The sequence below is a fragment of the Parageobacillus thermantarcticus genome (assembly GCF_900111865.1).
Taxonomy (GTDB): Bacteria; Bacillota; Bacilli; order Bacillales; family Anoxybacillaceae; genus Parageobacillus; species Parageobacillus thermantarcticus.
The window spans coordinates 1-18433 of record NZ_FOJS01000034.1 but is presented as its reverse complement, the minus strand read 5'-3'; the positions used below and the strand labels follow the sequence as shown (position 1 = coordinate 18433).

Sequence of the window (18433 nt, the reverse complement as noted above, 5' to 3'; positions counted from 1 at the left end):
AAGCGTAAGCTAGTTAGCTTACGCTTTTTTGTCATAAAAAATGGGCGAGCATGTGCCCCTTTCACATGCTCGCCATCTAAACTCTTCCCCCATCGCTCGATCGTTTTTCTATTGTTCATCCTCTTTTTTGTCGTAGCAATCACATTTGGAACATTTTCCGTAAAGCGTTGTCACTTTTTCGTCTTCAAAATGTGCAATCGTCGCATCGCATGTTTGACAAACAATTGTGCCCATCCCCAAAACTCCTTTATGATGATATATTTATCAGCTAATTTAATAATAATATATCACATTTATGATGTCAACCGTTAATTTGTATGTCACATTTAATGTTTATTCCGTAACAAAGCGAACGGCGATATTCGGATTAACCAACACGAATGAAAGAATAGCTAAATCAACATCTGGCTCTGCCGCATCGATACGAAAAAATCAATAGCCCCTATTTCGCAAACGTGTTACAATAAAAATTAGGATGTTAACGATAGAGGTGATATTATTGGCGACGCACGCATACATTAAGCTTGTTCCGGCGTCTAAAAAGAAAGCGATTACATTACAAGAGGTAAAACAATTGTTTCAGTATTACCAAGAGATCATGAGCAAAACGGGAGAACAACTTGGTTGGGGATATCAACAAGCAGCATTTCCTTATCAACTTATCGAAACCGATGAAGGAGAAGAAAAGTGGTTTTATTTAATAGGAGACGGGCACCGCTATCGGAAGATTATCGTCGGCGTCGGATCACAGGAAACTGGCGAATCATTTATTCAAATCACATTACCAAATGAGGCAACGCATGGAGATAAAGGAAAAGCAAATGAATTTTGCAAGTTTCTCGCCAAAAAATTAGAAGGGGAACTTCACTTATTTAACGGCAGAATTATGTATTACTACAAACGATAGCGATTCCGCTATCCTTTTTATTTTCCCTTACTGCAGCGCCTCCCACACAAAATGTTGGCAAGTAAAGTACATCGCCGCCGTCAACGTCGTTGTCCACAGCGCTTGCCGAGTGCGCAATCCGATTTTTCGCGCTAATAAAAACGCCATATATAAAAACACACAAAGCATCATTCCTTTAAAAAACGGGCGATCGCGTCCTGACAGCCATTCAATCAAGGAAAAACTGCTCCAAATTATCATTTGCAACAAAAACGCAACATATTCTCTCATCTCGACATCCCCCGCATCTTCTTTACCATAACAATATGAACAAGCAAGGGAAAATATTATCCATTCATTGGACAAGAAGGCAAGTTTATAGAACAAAATAGGTTTCAGACAAATGTCTGAAACCTATTTTGTTAACTTATTTACTAATGATATGGATCGGAGTGCCGAGAACCGCTTCCGCTGTTTCCATCGCTATTTCACCCAACGTCGGGTGAGCATGAATCGTCAAAGCGATATCTTCCGCGGTCATTCCAGCTTCGATCGCAAGACCTAGTTCTGCAATCATGTCGGAAGCGTTTGGACCAACGATTTGCGCTCCGATCACAACGCCATCTTCTTTGCGGACGACAAGCTTCATAAAGCCGTCCGTATCATTTAGCGAAAGCGCTCGACCGTTGGCAGCAAATGGGAATTTCGCCGCTACAACGTCAATTCCTTCTTCTTTCGCTTGTTTTTCAAAATAACCGACAGACGCGCATTCTGGATCAGAGAAGACAACCGCCGGAATCGCTAAATAATCGATTTCCGATGGCTTTTCAGCAATTGCTTCTGCAGCGATTTTTCCTTCATATGATGCTTTGTGCGCAAGCGGTGGTCCTTGGACGATATCACCGATCGCGTAAATGTTTGGAACGCTTGTCCGACATTGTTTGTCAATTTCAATTAAACCGCGATCTGTCAATTTAATGCCAATTTGTTCCAAACCGAGCTCATCCGTGTTCGGACGGCGCCCTACCGTCACAAGCACATAATCGGCATCGATCGTTTTTGTTTCTCCTTTTACTTCAAAAGTTACCGTTACGCCGTCTTCACGCTCTTCGACCCCTTTTGCAAGGGCGTTAGTGAAAATGTCCACACCTTTTTTCTTTAAGCGGCGTTTGACAATCGCGGTCATTTGTTTTTCGAACCCAGATAAAATTTCATCTGCTCCTTCGATGATCGTTACTTTTGTTCCAAAGTTCGCGTACGCCGTTCCCAATTCTGTTCCGATATAGCCGCCGCCAATAACGACAAGCGATTTCGGAATTTCTTGCAAGTTTAACGCGCCTGTCGAATCAAGCACGCGTTTGGAAAAAGCAAAGCCAGGAAGTTCAATCGGACGGGAACCTGTTGCAATAATCGCGTTTTTAAACGTATATGTTTGCGCGCTGTCTCCATTGATGACACGCACTGTATTCGCATCAACGAAATACGCCTCTCCACGTACGATTTCGACTTTGTTTCCTTTTAGCAGCCCCTCGACGCCGCTTGTCAGTTTTTTCACGACGCTTGCTTTCCATTGCTGCACTTTTGAAAAGTCAACGGTTACGTTTTCTGCTTTAATTCCGATGTCTTCCGAATGTTTCGCGGCTTCATAGCGATGGCTTGCCGAGATAAGCGCTTTAGACGGGATGCATCCGACGTTTAGACACACTCCGCCAAGATTTCCTTTTTCGACAATCGTTACTTTTTGCCCTAACTGCGCAGCGCGAATAGCAGCTACATAACCACCAGGTCCTGCTCCAACGACGAGTGTTTCCGTTTCAATTGCAAAATCACCGACTACCATTGTTTTACGCCTCCATTAATAATAATTCTGGGTCGTTTAATAGACGTTTAATGTGATTTAGTGCTTTTTGCGCTGTTGCTCCGTCAATCATGCGATGATCAAAGCTTAATGATAATGCTAATACTGGAGCAACGACGATTTCGCCATCACGAACAATCGGTTTTTCCGCAATGCGGCCGATGCCAAGAATCGCCACTTCCGGATGATTAATGACCGGAGTAAACCATTGACCGCCGGCAGATCCGATATTTGTAATCGTGCAAGAAGCGCCTTTCATTTCATTTGGAGTCAGCTTTCCTTCCCGTGCTTTTGCCGCAAGTTCGTTAATTTCTTTGGCAAGCGCGAAGATCGGTTTGCGGTCAGCATGTTTAATAACAGGAACAAGCAATCCTCTATCGGTGTCAGCGGCAATGCCAATGTTGTAGTAATGCTTGTAAATCACTTCTTCCGTTTCATCGTCAATCGACGTGTTTAAAACCGGGAACTCACGCAACGCCGACGTTAATGCTTTTACGACATACGGCAAGAATGTCAGCTTGATTCCTTTTTCCGCTGCGATTTCTTTGAACTTCTTGCGATGTGCCACAAGTTTTGTCACATCGACTTCGTCCATTAATGTAACGTGCGGAGCCGTATGCTTCGAATTGACCATCGCCTTGGCAATCGCACGGCGAATGCCGCTCATTTTCTCGCGAGTTTCCGGGAATTCCCCTTCAAGCACAACTGGCTGTTGAGCCGCAACAGCTGCCGCTGCTTTTTCTTCTGCTTTCGCTGCTGGCACTTCTTCTTTTTGCGCCGCTTTGGAACCGCCGGCAAGGAACGCATCGATATCGCTTTTTAGCACGCGGCCATTTTTTCCTGTACCTTGAACAAGGCGGATGTCGACCCCTTTTTCACGAGCATATTTGCGCACGGAAGGCATTGCGATCACGCGGCGATTCGGATCAACTTCCGTTTGTTTGGACGGCGCTTCTTGTGGAGCTTTTGCTTCTCCTTCTTCTTTTTTCGACACTTCTTTCGTGTTTTCCTGCTCCGTTGGCTCATTTTGTTCATCGCCTTTAAATGTCATATTCTCATATCCTGGCGCATCTAATGTAATTAATGTTTGGCCAACCGTTGCAACCGTTCCTTCTTCTACTAAGATTTCTAATACTTTTCCTTTCACAGGCGACGGGATTTCTACAACCGCTTTATCGTTTTGCACTTCACATAGCACATCGTCTTCGTTCACTTCATCGCCTGGCTTGACAAACCACTTGACGATTTCCCCTTCATGAATACCTTCGCCGATATCCGGCAACTTAAATTCAAATGCCACTGTTTGTCGACCTCCTATTGTCTTTTCAAAAAAGTATGGGGTGGGGGAAGAGGAAGGGAATAATTCCCACCTCTTGCCTAATAGCTTTTAGAAGTTAATAACTTTTTTCGCTGTTTCGATCACGTCTTTGAAGTTAGGCAACCATACAGATTCCGCTTGTGCGAACGGATAGACTGTGTCCGGAGCAGTGACGCGCAATACCGGAGCTTCCAAGCTTAAAATGGCACGTTCGTTAATTTCCGCGACGACGTTTGCGGCGATTCCTGCTTGTCTTTGCGCTTCTTGCACAACGATTGCGCGCCCCGTTTTTTCAACGGAACCGATAATCGTTTCAATATCTAACGGCTGAACGGTGCGCAAATCAACAACTTCGGCGGAAATACCTTCTTTTTCTAATTCTGCCGCCGCTTTTAATGATTCATGCACCATCGCGCCATAAGCGATAATGGTGATATCTTTTCCTTCTCGTTTAATATCTGCTTTACCGATTGGAATCGTATATTCTCCTTCTGGCACTTCTTGGCGGAACGAACGATACAGCTTCAAGTGTTCTAAGAAAATAACTGGATCGTTGTCCCGGATCGAAGAAATAAGCAATCCTTTCGCATCATATGGAGTAGAAGGAATTACTACTTTTAACCCAGGCTGTTGCGCAACTAAGCCTTCTAAGCTGTCGGAGTGCAATTCCGGTGTATGCACGCCGCCGCCAAATGGTGAACGAATCGTAATCGGAACGTTATAGCGGCCGCCGGAACGGTAGCGGATGCGCGCCATTTGTCCGCAAATCGCATCCATCGCTTCATACACAAAGCCGAAGAATTGAATTTCCGGAACCGGACGGAACCCCTGTAGCGCCAATCCGATGGCAAGACCGCCGATTCCTGATTCAGCAAGTGGTGTGTCGAATACGCGATCTTCGCCAAATTCCGCCTGCAATCCTTCCGTTGCCCGGAATACACCGCCGTTTACTCCAACGTCTTCCCCAAATATTAATACATTTGGGTCATTTTTCAATTCGATGCGCAACGCATCCGTGATTGCTTGAATCATTGTCATTTGCGCCATGGCTTACTTCGACTCCTTCTCTTTGTAAATTTCATACTGTTCTTTTAAGTTAAATGGCAGTTCCTCATACATGATGCTAATCAAATCCGTTACTTTTTGTTTTGGTGTTTCGTCTGCTTTTTTAATCGCCTCTTTAATTTCTTCTTTTGCTTGCTCAATTACTTTGTTTTCTTCTTCTTCGCTCCATAAACCTTTGTTTTCTAAAAACTTGCGGAAACGAACGAGTGGATCTTTTTTCTCCCATTCATTTTCCAATTCTTTCGTGCGATAACGAGTTGGATCGTCCCCTGACATCGTATGCGGACCGTAACGGAAACACAACGTTTCGATAAGCGTTGGTCCTTCGCCGTTGATCGCACGCTCGCGAGCTTCACGTACTGCCACGTATACCGCCAATGGGTCCATACCGTCGACTTGAATGCCAGGAATTCCTGCTGCCACTGCTTTTTGCGCAAGCGTTTTAGCTACCGTTTGTTTTTCAACCGGAGTGGAAATCGCAAAACGGTTGTTTTGGACAACGAAAATCGCCGGTGCTTTAAACGCGCCTGCAAAGTTGATTCCTTCGTAAAAATCGCCTTGCGAGGTGCCGCCATCACCTGTATATGTAATTGCCACCGCTTTTTTGCCGCGCTTTTTCAATCCTAAAGCAACGCCTGCCGCTTGAATATATTGAGCACCGATAATAATTTGCGGAGGCAACACATTGACGCCTTCAGGAATTTGATTGCCGTGGAAGTGGCCACGTGAGAATAAAAACGCTTGATAAAGTGGAAGCCCGTGCCAAATAATTTGCGGGACATCACGGTATCCCGGTAAAATAAAATCTTCTTTTTCCAAAGCGAAATGACTAGCGATTTGGCTTGCTTCTTGCCCCGCCGTCGGCGCGTAAAAGCCTAAACGACCTTGACGGTTCAACGAAATGGAACGTTGATCGAGAACGCGCGTGTACACCATCCGGCGCATCAATTCTTTTAATTGATCATCGCTTAAATCCGGCATTGCCGCTTCGTTCACAACTTCTCCTTCTTCGTTTAAAATTTGAAACGTCGGGAATTGCTCAGCAACTTTGTCGAGTTGTTTCTGAAAATTAAATCTGGATGTTTTCGCACCCATTCTATTCACCTCTACCTTTCGTAATTTAAAAAATAAAGAGCGATTCGCAAACATGATACATACAGCATTAATTTACCCAAAATCTAAAATAAATAAAAAACAGTAGCCCTTGTTCCACGGTGTAAATGAAAAAAAAAGCGTTACAATATCTGTATCAATTATTTAGTTAATTCGATTAGTACAATTTCCACCTACATATTTAAGTTTACACTTTCTTTCTTCACGCGTCAATCACTTTAATTTAACGTTATTTTTTTGGAATATGAGAATTTTTTATCAAATCTGTTATAGTACATATACTTCGATCTGTATTATATCTGTTTCATATTCTTTCATATAAGGAAAAAGAGGCTATAAACATAGCCTCTCGGTACGGAAAAAATATTTATTTCCATATATGATATAATCGCTTTTTTGCTTTATTGTATTTTTCCGTATCTTCGTTAAATTGTTCATTAGCGCCGATCAGTTCCTTATATTGTTCATTCACGCGGTCAATTTGCCGCTGTAGCTGTTCGGGTGTTGCATGCTTATTTTGTAGCAAAATATAGAGATCTTTTTCTAATGATAGCATTTCTTTATAATGAAGATATAAATCTCCATACGTTTCATAACGCTTTTTTTCAATATCGATCAGAAGGATTGCTTGTCTTCTTATATCTCCATCATGAAGCTGGCTAACCTTTTTTTTGACGGCATTTATTTCTCGATTTGCCGACTGAATCGCTTTATATTCTTTTTCAACATGTTTGTCTCGTTCTTCTACCAGTTCTAACGATTCTTTCGACAATTGCTCGACTTTTGCAAACTGCTTCATTCCGTATGACATAATCCGGTCGTATAATTTATTTTGTTTTTGTTCTAATTCGTTCAGTTTTTTCTGTTGTTCTACCGCCTCGTTTTCATATGTAGCGATCTTTTGAAAAGCAGATAAAACGTCTTGTTCGGCGGCAAGTTTATCGCAACTGCCAAGCAAAAGCAAAACCGCCATCATCCAAATGCACCGCTGCATTGCTTTAAACATCGCTCCTCCTTCCTTTTCCAAACACATCCGTTTTTCTTTACGTGCAAAACGAATTTTTGTTAGACTTAATTCAGACACCAACGTCGTACAGGGAGTGAAAAAACGATGATCACGATGAAGGATATTATTAAAGAAGGACATCCAACTTTAAGAAAAGTGGCTGAACCAGTTTCACTTCCTCCATCGGAAGAAGATAAGCAAATTTTGCAAAGCCTTCTCGATTACGTAAAAATGAGCCAAGACCCTGAACTTGCCGAAAAATATGGATTACGTCCGGGAATCGGGCTGGCAGCTCCGCAAATTAACGTATCGAAACGAATGATCGCCGTTCATGTCACAGATGAAAAAGGCACTTTATATAGTTATGCATTATTTAATCCTAAAATTGTGAGCCATTCCGTTCAGCAATGCTATTTAACAAGCGGAGAAGGATGCCTATCCGTCGACCGCGACGTTCCGGGATACGTACCACGCTATGCCCGCATTACCGTAACAGGAACAACGATAGACGGCGAAGAAATCACGCTTCGGCTAAAAGGACTGCCTGCCATCGTATTTCAGCACGAAATTGACCATTTAAACGGCATTATGTTTTATGATCATATCGATCCAAAAAATCCGTTTAAAGTGCCTGATAACGCGATCCCTATCGAACGTTAAATGAAAAGAAGGGCTATACCCCCGCATTGGGATATGCCCTTTTTATTTAATTAATTCGAGCTGCTTTAATCCGTATAATATTCCTTCCTCCCCAACAGGCTTCGTGACGAAATCCGCCACTTTTTTGACTTCTTCCTGCGCGTTTCCCATCGCAACGCCGGTTCCAACAAATTTCAACATTTCGATATCATTTAACCCATCGCCAAACGCGTACACATTTTCTTGCGCGATGCCGATTCTCTCAATCATCCGTCGAATTCCTTCCGCTTTCGAACCTCCTGTTGGCAATACATCCGTTGACACGTTATGCCAACGAACAAAACGAAATTCCGGATATGCCTTCACATACATTTGTTCTTCTTCCGCCTTGCAAAACAAAAGCGCTTGATAAATATCTTCATTTTCGTAATAAAGCGGATCAAACGGAGGATGGGAAAATTTCAAACTTTCCATGCTGACATGAATGTATGGATGATCTTCCATGCTCGCTCTCATTTCGTTCACATTCATAAAAACGAGCGGATGGCCATTTTTGTGCGCTTCTTCCTTTAATTCATGCAACTTTTGCCGATGAAGCGGATGTTTATAAATGACGCTCCCTCCAAATACTACGTATTGGCCATTGAAGCTGACAAATGAATCAATTCCTAGCTGCTCGCGCAAATTGGCAAACATAAACGGCGCTCTGCCAGTAGCGATCGCTACATAAACACCGGCTTTTTTCAATTCTTGAACAGCTCTTACCGTCGAAGAAGGAAGCTTTTTTTCTTCATCAAGCAATGTTCCGTCAATATCAAAAAAGACAATTTTCTTTTTCACTGTCTTCTTCCTCTCGTGTTTTTTTCATCCTTAACCGTACTGAAAAAAGCAGAAAATGTCAATTACTTCTCGATCCTATCCACTTTTATCCATGAAAAACAAGCCTTTGTTCACATATAATATTATAATAGGAAGGACATTTACTTTCGTTAAGAAATGAGTACAATAGGAATTAAGGAGTGATGAAAAATGTTGAAAAAGCTGAAAAAAAAGCTGCTTCAACAATGGAAAGATTTGCTCCGGAAAAAATCGATTGCCTAACCTGTTACGATAAGAGCCCTTCTGTCACGAAGGGCTCCTTTCGAAAAACTAGCGAATGAAAAAGGCAAAATTCGTCAAATATGGTAAAAGCCAATCTTTTTTCCCCTTTACTTTTTCCTGATGAAAACTATCGCTATTTTTATATATAATAAAAAAGTTAAAGAAATAATTGTTCATAAGGAGAGATTTTGCAATGATTTTTAAAGTGTTTTACCAAGAAAACCCTGATGAAGTGCCTGTGAGAGAAAAAACAAAAACGCTGTATATCGAAGCGGAATCAGAGCGGGAAGTACGCCAAAAGCTGCAAGGACGCACCATGAATATCGAGTATATTCAACCGCTAGAAGGTGCTCACTTAGAATATGAAAAGAAAAATCCAGATTTTAAAGTATTGGAGATTTGAGTATGAAGTTTTTAAATGATCATCAAGTTGGCGTATTTGCCCTCGGTGGATTAGGAGAAATCGGGAAAAATACATACGGCGTGCAATTTCAAGATGAAATTATTGTGATTGACGCAGGAATTAAATTCCCTGAAGATGAACTGCTCGGAATTGATTACGTCATTCCCGATTATACGTATTTAGTCAAAAACGCGGAGAAAGTAAAAGGATTGTTTATTACTCACGGGCATGAAGATCATATCGGTGGAATTCCTTATTTGCTAAAGCAAGTAAATATTCCGATCTATGGTGGAAAATTAGCGTTAGGGTTAATCCGCAACAAGCTGGAGGAGCACGGGTTGCTTCGGCAAGCGAAACTGATTGAAATTCGCGAAGATGATGTCATTCGCTTTCAAAAAACAGCAGTGACATTTTTCCGAACGACGCATAGCATTCCTGACAGTTACGGAATTGTTGTGAAAACTCCTGTAGGGCAAATCGTTCATACGGGAGATTTCAAATTTGATTTCACTCCTGTCGGTGAGCCAGCAAATTTAACAAAGATGGCCGAAATTGGCAAAGAAGGTGTCCTTTGTCTGCTTTCTGACAGCACGAATAGTGAAATTCCGCACTTCACCATGTCCGAGCGCCGCGTCGGCGAAAGCATTCACGACATTTTCCGAAAAGTGCAAGGACGGATTATTTTTGCGACATTTGCTTCCAACATCCATCGGCTCCAGCAAGTAACAGAAGCAGCTGTAATGAATAACCGAAAAATCGCTGTGTTTGGGAGAAGCATGGAAGCAGCGATTGAAATCGGCCAAGAGCTCGGCTACATTAGATGTCCTAAAGATACTTTTGTTGACGCAAATGAAATCAACCGCCTTCCTGCCAACCGTGTGACGATTTTATGCACTGGCAGCCAAGGCGAACCGATGGCGGCGCTGTCGCGCATCGCCAACGGCACCCATCGGCAAATTCAGATTATTCCTGGCGACACCGTCGTCTTTTCTTCATCGCCGATTCCGGGCAATACGGTAAGCGTCAATCGAACGATTAATATGCTTTACCGCGCCGGTGCTGAAGTCATTCATGGCCCGCTGAACGATATTCACACATCTGGGCACGGCGGGCAGGAAGAACAAAAGCTAATGATCCGCTTGATGAAACCGAAATATTTTATGCCGATTCACGGAGAATACCGCATGCAAAAAATGCACGCAAAGCTCGCTATGGATTGCGGAGTGCCAGAGGAAAACTGTTTCATCATGGATAATGGTGAAGTGCTTGGGCTGAGCGAAAACGATGCTCGCATCGTCGGCAAAATCCCGTCTGGCTCCGTTTATATCGACGGCAGCGGCGTCGGCGACATCGGCAACATCGTCTTGCGCGACCGCCGCATTTTGTCTGAGGAAGGCCTTGTAATCGTCGTCGTCAGCATCAACATGAAAGACTTCAAAATCGCGGCTGGCCCGGATATTATTTCGCGTGGATTTGTATATATGCGCGAATCTGGCGATTTAATCAGCGACGCGCAAGCGCTCATTACGAAACATCTTGAAAAGGTGCTCGAACGCAAAACAAACCAATGGTCGGAAATTAAAAATGAAATTACCGATACGCTTGCTCCGTTTTTATATGAAAAAACGAAACGAAGACCGATGATTTTACCAATTATTATGGAAATATAAATGAAAAACAGCTGTTCCGAAACACGGAACAGCTGTTTTTATTTGCTTACTACTTTTTCTTCAAAGCGGTCGATATCCTCATCCGCGCCGATCACGACTAAAATGTCGCCTTTGCGAATGATTTCGGATGCCAATGGCGATACAATCACATCCGTGCCACGTTTAATTGCAACGATGTTAATTCCATAACGAGCGCGGATATCAAGTTCTAACAGCGAGTGTCCATCTAACCGCTCGCTTGCTACAATTTCGACGATGCTATGTTTATCCGATAGTTCGAGATAGTCGAGAACATTGCTAGAAATCAAATTATTGGCGATTCGTTCGCCCATGTCTCGCTCTGGATGAACAATTTGATCGGCGCCGATTTTTTCCAACACTTTTCCGTGATAATCATTCGTCGCTTTTACGGTAATATGTTGAACACCTAATTCTTTTAAAATTAACGTCGTCAAAATGCTCGCTTGAATATTATCGCCAATCGCGACAATAACATGGTCGAAATTGCGAATTCCTAAACTTTTTAACACATTTTCATCGGTTGCGTCCCCTACCACCGCATGGGAGGCGATCGAAGCGAATTCGTTCACACGGTCTTCGTCGATATCGATTGCCAGCACTTCCATCCCTTGTTCACTCAGCGTGCGGCAAATGCTCCCGCCAAAACGGCCAAGACCGATCACAGCATATTGCTTCTTCACATTCATTCCTCCAATGGCAATAATGCATTTCTTTTTTCTTTATCATTGTAATATTTTATCAAAAAAATGCAAATAAAAAAGGAACGAAATGACACGTTTTCGTTCCTCTTGCTCTTATTATTGTTGCTGCGCTTTTTCGTTTTCTTCCAACACGCGGTTCACACGTTTTTCCAACATTTTCATGCCGCTTCCGCCAGCTTGGAAGTGGCGAAGCTTCCCTTCGGCATCAAATACATAATATGCGGGAACATATTGATTTTCAAACGCATCCGTAATTTTATGTTCATTATCGACTAAAATCGGCTGCGTAATGCCGTGTTCTTCCGCTACCTTTTTGACAAGTTCGACGTCTAAATCGTTTTCCGAACGCGGCATATGAACGGCAACGACATTTAGTTTGTCTTTATAGCGGTCGCGGAATTCATTGACTTGCGGCATCGCTTCTTTGCACAGATGGCAGCTTACCGACCAAAAATGGATTAACGTCGGCTTATCGCCGATCAATTGGTCTCTCGTCACTTCACCGTTTAGCGTTGCGGTAGCTCCAGTTAATTCTGGCATTGGTTCACGTAATTTCATATTCATCCCTCCATTGTTAAAGAAAGGCCTAACGTCAAGTTAGACCTTTCTTCATTTATATTATATTGCCCATTACGCATCTAACGTTTTTTGGCCTGGTTTCCAGTTTGCTGGGCAAAGACCGCCAGTTTGTAGCGCTTGAAGCACACGCAATACTTCGTCTACATCGCGGCCGATGTTGTTATGGTGAACAACAGCGTATTTTAATTCGCCTTCTGGATCGATGATGAATAGACCGCGAAGCGCAACGCCTTCTTCTTCAATAAGAACGCCATAGTCGCGGGAAACTTGATGAGTAGGGTCTGCCGCTAAAGGATAATTGATTTTGCCAATACCGTTTTCTTCGCGAGGCACTTTCATCCACGCTTGGTGCGAATATACAGAGTCTGTCGAAACGCCGATCACAACTGCATCTAAATCTTCAAATTCATCGTAGCGATCAGAAATTGCCGTAATTTCTGTCGGGCACACGAAAGTGAAGTCCATTGGATAGAAGAAAAGAACTGTCCATTTGCCATTTTTCATGTTTTCCTCAAGGCTAACACGACCAAAATCGCCATTTGGCAATACTGCTTGAAGTTCAAAACGAGGCGCTTGTTTTCCCACCATACGTTCTGCCATATGTATCCCTCCATTTTCTTTTTCCATAATATTTTCGATAGTTCAACATAACACATTGACAAGTAATATTATAATGGCATTATTATTTTTAGTCAATGTTAAATGATAATTAATTTAAAAAGAAAGTTATTTTTTATTATCATTCACTTCCATACTTGGTATATCCTAATATTGCTTCATTTAAACATGCTTTTTTCAGTTTTTAGTATATTATTAGTCGCTATCAAAAATAAAACTATTTGCTCATAAATCCTTTTCATTTCAACAAACGGGCTGTTGGCGCGGACAGCCCGTTAACCATTAGCGCAATTTTTCTTCAACTTTTTGGCAAATTTCTTCCGCCGTTAAACCGCTCGCTTCAATTACAGAACCTGCGGAAATGGCATTTTGAATGCCCATCACATTCGCGTCTTGACCGGTAATGACGCAGCAATCACAGCCTTTGGCGTCATTTTCCCCACGAAGCGGTATGATTTCATGCCCTCTCGCTTTTAACGCTTCTTGCACGTCTGTTAACGAATGTTCCACACCGATTCTCGCCATAGCAATCCACCTCCTCATACACATAATGTGCCTTAAGGAAGGTGGAACTATACAATTTTCATTATTCATTGTTTCCTTTCCACGTCATGTACGATGTTAAAAACGCAATTGCTTGATCGATCGCGGCTTCGTTTGGCGCCAATTTCGCATGATGCAAGCCGTAAGGAGAATCGACGCCAAGCCAAAACATAAATCCCGGAATTTCTGCAAGCATATAGCCAAAGTCTTCTCCGGTCATCGCTTCTTTGCAGCGAACGAAGCGAATTTCCGGATAGTTTTCGGCAAACTCGATAAATTCCGCCGTCAAGCTCGGATCATTGTAAACTTGATGATACATCGCTCCATAGTCGATTTCTGCCTCGCATTGATACGCGACCTTTATTCCGTTCACCATCGCTTCAATCCGCTCTTTCACTTTTTTCATCGAATCAACCGACAATGTGCGGATCGTACCTTCCAAGCGCGCATATTCTGCGATCACATTTTGCACCGTGCCGCCAGAAATTTTTCCAATCGTAATAACAGCGCTGTCAAGCGGGTCGACATTGCGCGCAACGATAGACTGGAACTGCGTAACAAGCGAGCAGGCGGCAACCACCATATCGTTCGCCAAGTGCGGAAACGCCGCGTGCCCACCCTTTCCTTTTAAATCGATAAACAATTCCGACGTATTCGCAAACAGCAACCCTTCTTTTGTCGCAATCGTGCCGACTGGATATTCCGGAGCAATATGTAACGCGATGATCATATCAGGCTTCCAAGCTTGCATGATCTCGCTTTCTAACATTGGCTTTGCTCCACCCGGCCCTTCCTCTGCCGGCTGGAAAATAAATAGCAAGTCATCTTTGATCGGATGCTCGGCAAAATGCGCAAGCAACCCAAGCGCGATGCTCATATGGACATCGTGCCCGCACGCATGCATGTTTCCTTCATGCTCCGAGCGATACGGCAAGCCGGTTTCCTCCTTAATTGGCAAACCGTCGATATCGGTGCGATAGCCAATCATTTTTCGCGGCGCTGTTCCGTTTACTTTCACAAAAATCCCGGTTTTCCACGTCTTTATTTCCAGCCGTTCTTGCGGCAACGTGTGAATGTAGCGCAATAAATACCGCTGCGTTTTAAACTCTTGAAAGCCTAGTTCAGGAATTTTGTGCAAATCACGGCGAATCGCAACAAACGGGCTAATAGATGACATACGAATCTCCTCCATGGAAAAAAGAGCTGCCCAGCAATGGGACAGCTTTTGTTTTTCCTTATCATTTTATAATTGGCGAAGTTCTTGCTTAATTTCCGTTTTTGCCTTTGTTTTTTCATCAATTTGTTTAATGACGCGCGCCGGGACACCGGCAACAACCGTATACGGCGGCACATCTTCCACTACGACAGCGCCTGCCGCAACAACCGCGCCTTTGCCGACGGTAACCCCTTCTAAAATAACGGCGTTTGCGCCAATGACAACATCATCTTCGACAATAACTGGTTTCGCAGAAGGAGGTTCGATGACTCCCGCTAAGACAGCGCCAGCGCCAATGTGACAATTTTTCCCAACCGTCGCACGCCCACCGAGCACCGCGTTCATGTCAATCATCGTTCCTTCGCCGACAACGGCGCCAATGTTGATGACCGCTCCCATCATAATGACCGCATTATCGCCAATTTCCACTTGATCGCGAATGATCGCACCCGGCTCAATGCGCGCTTTTACCCCTTTTAAATCAAGAAGTGGAAGCGCAGAATTGCGGCGGTCATTTTCAATCACATAATCTTCAATTTTATCTTTATTTGCCTCCAATACCGGTTGAATTTCTTGCCATTCGCCAAAAACGACGCCGGCGTTTCCAGCAATGAACGTTTTCGCGTTTTCTCCGAAATCGATCCCCTCGAGATTTCCTTTTATGTATACTTTAACAGGAGTCTTTTTCTTACTATTTTGAATAAAAGCGATAATTTCATTCGCGTCCATCATTTTCATGTTCAACATCCTCCCTTTCTTCTCTGTTCTTTTTTACTTTAGCAAAACAGAGAGCACAGTGACAAGCATTATTTTTCCTATTTACGAAACGTTGTTGCGATATTTCCATAAACGCAGCTGTTTATTTACACGCTTTAAAAATTCCCGCCTAGTAAAAATTCCTGCAAAATAGCCATCTTTATTTTCCACGCAAACAAATGGATGATTCACGATCAGCTCAATCCCTTTCAACACATCATCATCCAATAAAAGGCGCGGAATGTCTTTATTCATCACTTCTTCTACTTTCATCGTTTCCAGCCGTTCAAATTCGATGCGTTCCAATCCTAAAATCGCATCCATAATCATCGTCATGCTAATTAATCCATGAAGTTTATACGAAGTATCCAATACAGGAATCGCTGAATATCCCGTTTTCGTTAACACTAATAACGCATGGTCTAAATAATTGCCAAGTTGGACATGCGCGACTTTATCAGAAGGAATCAGAAATTGCGCGATCGTCATATGTACAAACTCATTATTTTCAAAACTTGTCATCCCCATTTTCCGCCTTTCTCTTTTCAGCGTTTTTCTCTTTTCAGTTTATCATATTTTTTATTGTTTTCTTATAAAAAAATCACTATCGCTTATTTTCAGCGATAGCACTATGTAAAATCATATGTTTTGCAGAAGACGATCGTATAAATGTAAAAGCTGCTGATATCGTTTTTCGTCCACTTGCTTCTCGCCATTTTCTATATCAGCTAGTTCACAGCTAACAAGTTCCAATGCGTATTGTTGCGCAAACAAAATATCAAGAAGCAATAATTGCTCTTCATGTGATAACATTTCAAGCAATGGTTTCTCCATTTTCATTCCCCCCTTTAGAAACAATATATATTCAGCGAAAATATAAAAAAGTCTACTCAAACAGTGAAGACGTCCCCCTCTCACTCGTCCAACGCGCATTTTTCTCCCTATGCATAAAAAAAGAGCACTCCCAAAAGGGCTGCTCGTATTGCCTTATCAATAACGCAATGCTAAATAAAAAATCACCATCGTAGCTAATAAGCCAGCCAAAACATATGCCAATAAAACAGGGTTGCGTAAATAGGCGTGTTCTTGCACTTTCTCGGGGAGCGGAGCGTCTAATTCCCCCCGCCATTTTTGTTGTCGACCAAGGCGGTATGTGTATACACCTCCAGCTGCGGCAATAAAAACGGCAATGATCGATAATACAAACGTCAACTGTGCCATTGTTTCTTCACCTCATGCTTACTTTGCCACGAGGAGAAGATTTTATGCAGTTTTAATAATGAGCATCGTGTTCAAATAAATAACTATACGATATGTCGATGAATAAATAATGGCGATCATCAATCGGATACGAATACGTCCGAATCGTTTCCCCCGTTTCAATATCTGCGTATAAATCGGATAGAATCCCGCGTTTGCGTGAACGCATCCGAATAATATTTTCTAAAAAGTACGGCCGCCAACTCCAATTTTTCATGTAATATTGCGGCTGAAGTTCCCATTGATTATCTCGTTTAAAAACGTTGGCCGACTGTTGAAATCCGTCTTCATCGCAAACATAAATGCGGAAACAAACGTCATCTAACTCTTTTGCTAAAACAGAGATCAGTTCGTTAAAATCAGAAATTTTTCTATATTTTGCTAACAGCGCCGTCAGCCGTTGCTGAAACTGTTCGGAAATTTGATAGAGCGTTTCCAATTTTCTCTTTTCTTGCTGAATAAAATGGTGGCATTCTTGGCGCAGACGCTCTTTCAACATGTCACGCGGCACCAGCTCAGCAGACGGTTCCGCCAAGTAGTACCCTTGGTAATAACGCCCCCCGTTGCGCCACGCGTATTGCAATTGAAACGATGCTTCAATATCTTTATATAAAAGCGTTGCCCCGATTTTGCGGGCGAGTAGAGAAAGAGAATAAATCACATCTTGATACGCTTGATTGACGGAAGTTTTTCGCAATTGGCGCAAATCGATTTTCAAAACGTCAGGCGACAATAACCCGATTCTCTCCAAATTGCTGTTATGTTCACCGATATTGTCCACCGCTACTTTAATTCCATATGTGCGAATATACGTCAACAAGTGGCTTAATTGATTCAAATCCCCTTTAAAATGATGTTCATTGATCTCTAACACAACGCGCTCTAGCGACAACCCGCGCGCTTCATACTGAAGGAGCAGCTGCAAAAACGACTCGGCGCGGTCAAGCATCAATAAGTTCGCATCACGATTTAAAAAAATAAGTGGTGTATAATCGTCGAGGGAAAGGAAATAATCAAGCGCTTTCTTTGTTACTACTTCATCCACTTCTAAACGAAACTCTTCCGGTATCGTTTCGTCATGAAAAAACGGACCGAGGCTTACCACTCCTGTTTCTGATTCATATCTTCCCAGCACTTCATATCCAACTACACAATGTTCATCCGCGCTAAAAATCGCTTGATAGTATGGAAAAACTTTCTGTAAATTCGCCATTACGTCTAATGCATCCATCCTGCTCACCTCTTTTAACAACACGCCATCTTTGCCAAGTTACGAATGATGTTTTCATTTATTAAACCTACTAAAATCTTAATATGAAACATTATTCTTCGTGAAGATGCATTTAGCTTAACATAGCTCATACGCTCCATCGATGATGTATAAAATTTTGTGTAACACATTTTGCTAGACCAAAAGAAAAAAGGTAGGGTATTCTCTGATTGAACGAAAAACATTCCAGAGAAAGGAGAACCCTACCTATGTCTAAAAGTATATCGAATATGGACTGGGCAAATCAACTGGAAAGTGTCATTCGTCAGTTTGTCAAAGAAAAATTAGAACTGATCATGCGGGAAGAAATCAAAAATTTCCTCGAAATCGAACAGGCAGACACATCCAATATGAGAAACGGCTACTATCAACGAAATCTAGATACACAATATGGCCGGATTGAAGGGCTT

At 42.5% G+C, this 18433-nt stretch carries 23 protein-coding genes; 5 read left to right on the top strand and 18 right to left on the bottom strand.

Annotated features, from left to right (window positions below):
• Positions 1-108: 108 nt before the first annotated feature.
• A complete protein-coding gene (locus tag BM278_RS13710) occupies positions 109-234 on the bottom strand; it encodes a GapA-binding peptide SR1P (RefSeq protein WP_090950713.1) in 126 nt (41 codons plus the stop codon).
• Positions 235-499: 265 nt separating this feature from the next.
• Here BM278_RS13710 and BM278_RS13705 point away from each other — a divergent pair, with 265 nt between their 5' ends.
• On the top strand, positions 500-907 hold the full coding sequence (locus BM278_RS13705) for a DUF1885 family protein (protein WP_090950710.1): 408 nt from the start codon (positions 500-502) through the stop codon (positions 905-907).
• A 27-nt stretch (positions 908-934) separates the two neighbouring features.
• Here the strand turns inward: BM278_RS13705 and BM278_RS13700 are convergent, their stop codons facing one another.
• The 6 genes from BM278_RS13700 to BM278_RS13675 form a co-directional block, all read right to left on the bottom strand.
• Complete coding sequence (locus BM278_RS13700) at positions 935-1177, bottom strand: hypothetical protein (RefSeq protein WP_090950708.1); 243 nt, start codon at positions 1175-1177, stop codon at positions 935-937.
• A gap of 136 nt (positions 1178-1313) precedes the next feature.
• Complete coding sequence (gene lpdA, locus BM278_RS13695) at positions 1314-2726, bottom strand: dihydrolipoyl dehydrogenase (protein WP_090950706.1); 1413 nt, start codon at positions 2724-2726, stop codon at positions 1314-1316.
• Positions 2727-2730: 4 nt separating this feature from the next.
• A complete protein-coding gene (locus BM278_RS13690) occupies positions 2731-4044 on the bottom strand; it encodes a dihydrolipoamide acetyltransferase family protein (protein WP_090950702.1) in 1314 nt (437 codons plus the stop codon).
• An 87-nt stretch (positions 4045-4131) separates the two neighbouring features.
• On the bottom strand, positions 4132-5109 hold the full coding sequence (gene pdhB / locus BM278_RS13685) for a pyruvate dehydrogenase complex E1 component subunit beta (protein ID WP_090950699.1): 978 nt from the start codon (positions 5107-5109) through the stop codon (positions 4132-4134).
• A 3-nt stretch (positions 5110-5112) separates the two neighbouring features.
• Positions 5113-6222 carry a pyruvate dehydrogenase (acetyl-transferring) E1 component subunit alpha gene (gene pdhA, locus BM278_RS13680; RefSeq protein WP_090950697.1) on the bottom strand — a complete coding sequence of 370 codons (1110 nt, stop codon included), beginning with the start codon at positions 6220-6222 and terminating at the stop codon, positions 5113-5115.
• Between the two features lie 385 nt (positions 6223-6607).
• Positions 6608-7246: a YkyA family protein gene (locus tag BM278_RS13675; RefSeq protein ID WP_244151175.1), complete on the bottom strand. Its 639-nt coding sequence runs from the start codon at positions 7244-7246 to the stop codon at positions 6608-6610.
• A 105-nt stretch (positions 7247-7351) separates the two neighbouring features.
• Here BM278_RS13675 and def point away from each other — a divergent pair, with 105 nt between their 5' ends.
• Complete coding sequence (gene def, locus BM278_RS13670) at positions 7352-7906, top strand: peptide deformylase (RefSeq protein WP_090950694.1); 555 nt, start codon at positions 7352-7354, stop codon at positions 7904-7906.
• 42 nt (positions 7907-7948) lie between these two features.
• Here def and BM278_RS13665 read toward each other — a convergent pair whose 3' ends face one another.
• Complete coding sequence (locus BM278_RS13665) at positions 7949-8725, bottom strand: Cof-type HAD-IIB family hydrolase (protein WP_090950692.1); 777 nt, start codon at positions 8723-8725, stop codon at positions 7949-7951.
• A gap of 454 nt (positions 8726-9179) precedes the next feature.
• Between BM278_RS13665 and BM278_RS13660 the strand changes: the two genes are divergently transcribed.
• Both BM278_RS13660 and rnjA read left to right on the top strand, forming a co-directional pair.
• Positions 9180-9389, top strand: a complete 210-nt coding sequence (locus tag BM278_RS13660) for a DNA-dependent RNA polymerase subunit epsilon (protein WP_090950689.1) — start codon at positions 9180-9182, stop codon at positions 9387-9389.
• Between the two features lie 2 nt (positions 9390-9391).
• The gene (gene rnjA, locus BM278_RS13655; RefSeq protein ID WP_090950687.1) at positions 9392-11059 is read left to right on the top strand and encodes a ribonuclease J1; all 1668 of its coding nucleotides are present in this window, start codon (positions 9392-9394) and stop codon (positions 11057-11059) included.
• Between the two features lie 38 nt (positions 11060-11097).
• Here the strand turns inward: rnjA and BM278_RS13650 are convergent, their stop codons facing one another.
• The 10 genes from BM278_RS13650 to BM278_RS13605 form a co-directional block, all read right to left on the bottom strand.
• Positions 11098-11766 carry a potassium channel family protein gene (locus BM278_RS13650; RefSeq protein WP_090950683.1) on the bottom strand — a complete coding sequence of 223 codons (669 nt, stop codon included), beginning with the start codon at positions 11764-11766 and terminating at the stop codon, positions 11098-11100.
• 111 nt (positions 11767-11877) lie between these two features.
• Entirely contained in the window at positions 11878-12339 is a 462-nt protein-coding gene (locus tag BM278_RS13645; protein ID WP_090950680.1) for a TlpA family protein disulfide reductase, read from the bottom strand.
• A 72-nt stretch (positions 12340-12411) separates the two neighbouring features.
• Positions 12412-12960, bottom strand: coding sequence for a peroxiredoxin (locus BM278_RS13640; RefSeq protein WP_090950678.1), 549 nt, complete (start codon positions 12958-12960; stop codon positions 12412-12414).
• Between the two features lie 300 nt (positions 12961-13260).
• Positions 13261-13503 carry a YkuS family protein gene (locus BM278_RS13635; RefSeq protein ID WP_090950675.1) on the bottom strand — a complete coding sequence of 81 codons (243 nt, stop codon included), beginning with the start codon at positions 13501-13503 and terminating at the stop codon, positions 13261-13263.
• Positions 13504-13564: 61 nt separating this feature from the next.
• Positions 13565-14698, bottom strand: coding sequence for an N-acetyldiaminopimelate deacetylase (locus tag BM278_RS13630; RefSeq protein WP_090950673.1), 1134 nt, complete (start codon positions 14696-14698; stop codon positions 13565-13567).
• Positions 14699-14764: 66 nt separating this feature from the next.
• Positions 14765-15475 (bottom strand): 2,3,4,5-tetrahydropyridine-2,6-dicarboxylate N-acetyltransferase, encoded by a 711-nt coding sequence (gene dapD, locus BM278_RS13625; RefSeq protein WP_090950670.1) that lies wholly within the window; start codon positions 15473-15475, stop codon positions 14765-14767.
• 81 nt (positions 15476-15556) lie between these two features.
• On the bottom strand, positions 15557-16015 hold the full coding sequence (gene cbpB, locus BM278_RS13620) for a cyclic-di-AMP-binding protein CbpB (RefSeq protein ID WP_090950745.1): 459 nt from the start codon (positions 16013-16015) through the stop codon (positions 15557-15559).
• A gap of 117 nt (positions 16016-16132) precedes the next feature.
• Positions 16133-16327 (bottom strand): antirepressor AbbA, encoded by a 195-nt coding sequence (gene abbA / locus BM278_RS13615; RefSeq protein ID WP_090950668.1) that lies wholly within the window; start codon positions 16325-16327, stop codon positions 16133-16135.
• A gap of 156 nt (positions 16328-16483) precedes the next feature.
• On the bottom strand, positions 16484-16714 hold the full coding sequence (locus tag BM278_RS13610) for a hypothetical protein (protein WP_090950665.1): 231 nt from the start codon (positions 16712-16714) through the stop codon (positions 16484-16486).
• 52 nt (positions 16715-16766) lie between these two features.
• On the bottom strand, positions 16767-17984 hold the full coding sequence (locus BM278_RS13605; protein WP_090950663.1) for an EAL domain-containing protein: 1218 nt from the start codon (positions 17982-17984) through the stop codon (positions 16767-16769).
• Between the two features lie 248 nt (positions 17985-18232).
• On the opposite strand from BM278_RS13605, the gene BM278_RS13600 reads away from it, so the two are divergent.
• On the top strand, positions 18233-18433 hold a 201-nt coding region (locus tag BM278_RS13600; RefSeq protein ID WP_208601812.1), incomplete at its 3' end, for a transposase.

Bases quoted from the DNA above. Each gene is read 5' to 3' on its own strand.
- BM278_RS13700 (WP_090950708.1), bottom strand. From the start codon at position 1,177: ATGAGAGAATATGTTGCGTTTTTGTTGCAAATGATAATTTGGAGCAGT.
- pdhB (WP_090950699.1), bottom strand. From the start codon at position 5,109: ATGGCGCAAATGACAATGATTCAAGCAATCACGGATGCGTTGCGCATC.
- BM278_RS13635 (WP_090950675.1), bottom strand. From the start codon at position 13,503: ATGGCGAGAATCGGTGTGGAACATTCGTTAACAGACGTGCAAGAAGCG.
- BM278_RS13645 (WP_090950680.1), bottom strand. From the start codon at position 12,339: ATGAAATTACGTGAACCAATGCCAGAATTAACTGGAGCTACCGCAACG.
- BM278_RS13675 (WP_244151175.1), bottom strand. From the start codon at position 7,246: ATGTTTAAAGCAATGCAGCGGTGCATTTGGATGATGGCGGTTTTGCTT.
- BM278_RS13660 (WP_090950689.1), top strand. From the start codon at position 9,180: ATGATTTTTAAAGTGTTTTACCAAGAAAACCCTGATGAAGTGCCTGTG.
- BM278_RS13650 (WP_090950683.1), bottom strand. From the start codon at position 11,766: ATGAATGTGAAGAAGCAATATGCTGTGATCGGTCTTGGCCGTTTTGGC.
- lpdA (WP_090950706.1), bottom strand. From the start codon at position 2,726: ATGGTAGTCGGTGATTTTGCAATTGAAACGGAAACACTCGTCGTTGGA.
- dapD (WP_090950670.1), bottom strand. From the start codon at position 15,475: ATGAAAATGATGGACGCGAATGAAATTATCGCTTTTATTCAAAATAGT.
- BM278_RS13605 (WP_090950663.1), bottom strand. From the start codon at position 17,984: ATGGATGCATTAGACGTAATGGCGAATTTACAGAAAGTTTTTCCATAC.
- pdhA (WP_090950697.1), bottom strand. From the start codon at position 6,222: ATGGGTGCGAAAACATCCAGATTTAATTTTCAGAAACAACTCGACAAA.
- cbpB (WP_090950745.1), bottom strand. From the start codon at position 16,015: ATGACAAGTTTTGAAAATAATGAGTTTGTACATATGACGATCGCGCAA.
- BM278_RS13610 (WP_090950665.1), bottom strand. From the start codon at position 16,714: ATGGCACAGTTGACGTTTGTATTATCGATCATTGCCGTTTTTATTGCC.
- BM278_RS13710 (WP_090950713.1), bottom strand. From the start codon at position 234: ATGGGCACAATTGTTTGTCAAACATGCGATGCGACGATTGCACATTTT.
- abbA (WP_090950668.1), bottom strand. From the start codon at position 16,327: ATGGAGAAACCATTGCTTGAAATGTTATCACATGAAGAGCAATTATTG.
- rnjA (WP_090950687.1), top strand. From the start codon at position 9,392: ATGAAGTTTTTAAATGATCATCAAGTTGGCGTATTTGCCCTCGGTGGA.
- BM278_RS13640 (WP_090950678.1), bottom strand. From the start codon at position 12,960: ATGGCAGAACGTATGGTGGGAAAACAAGCGCCTCGTTTTGAACTTCAA.
- BM278_RS13630 (WP_090950673.1), bottom strand. From the start codon at position 14,698: ATGTCATCTATTAGCCCGTTTGTTGCGATTCGCCGTGATTTGCACAAA.
- def (WP_090950694.1), top strand. From the start codon at position 7,352: ATGATCACGATGAAGGATATTATTAAAGAAGGACATCCAACTTTAAGA.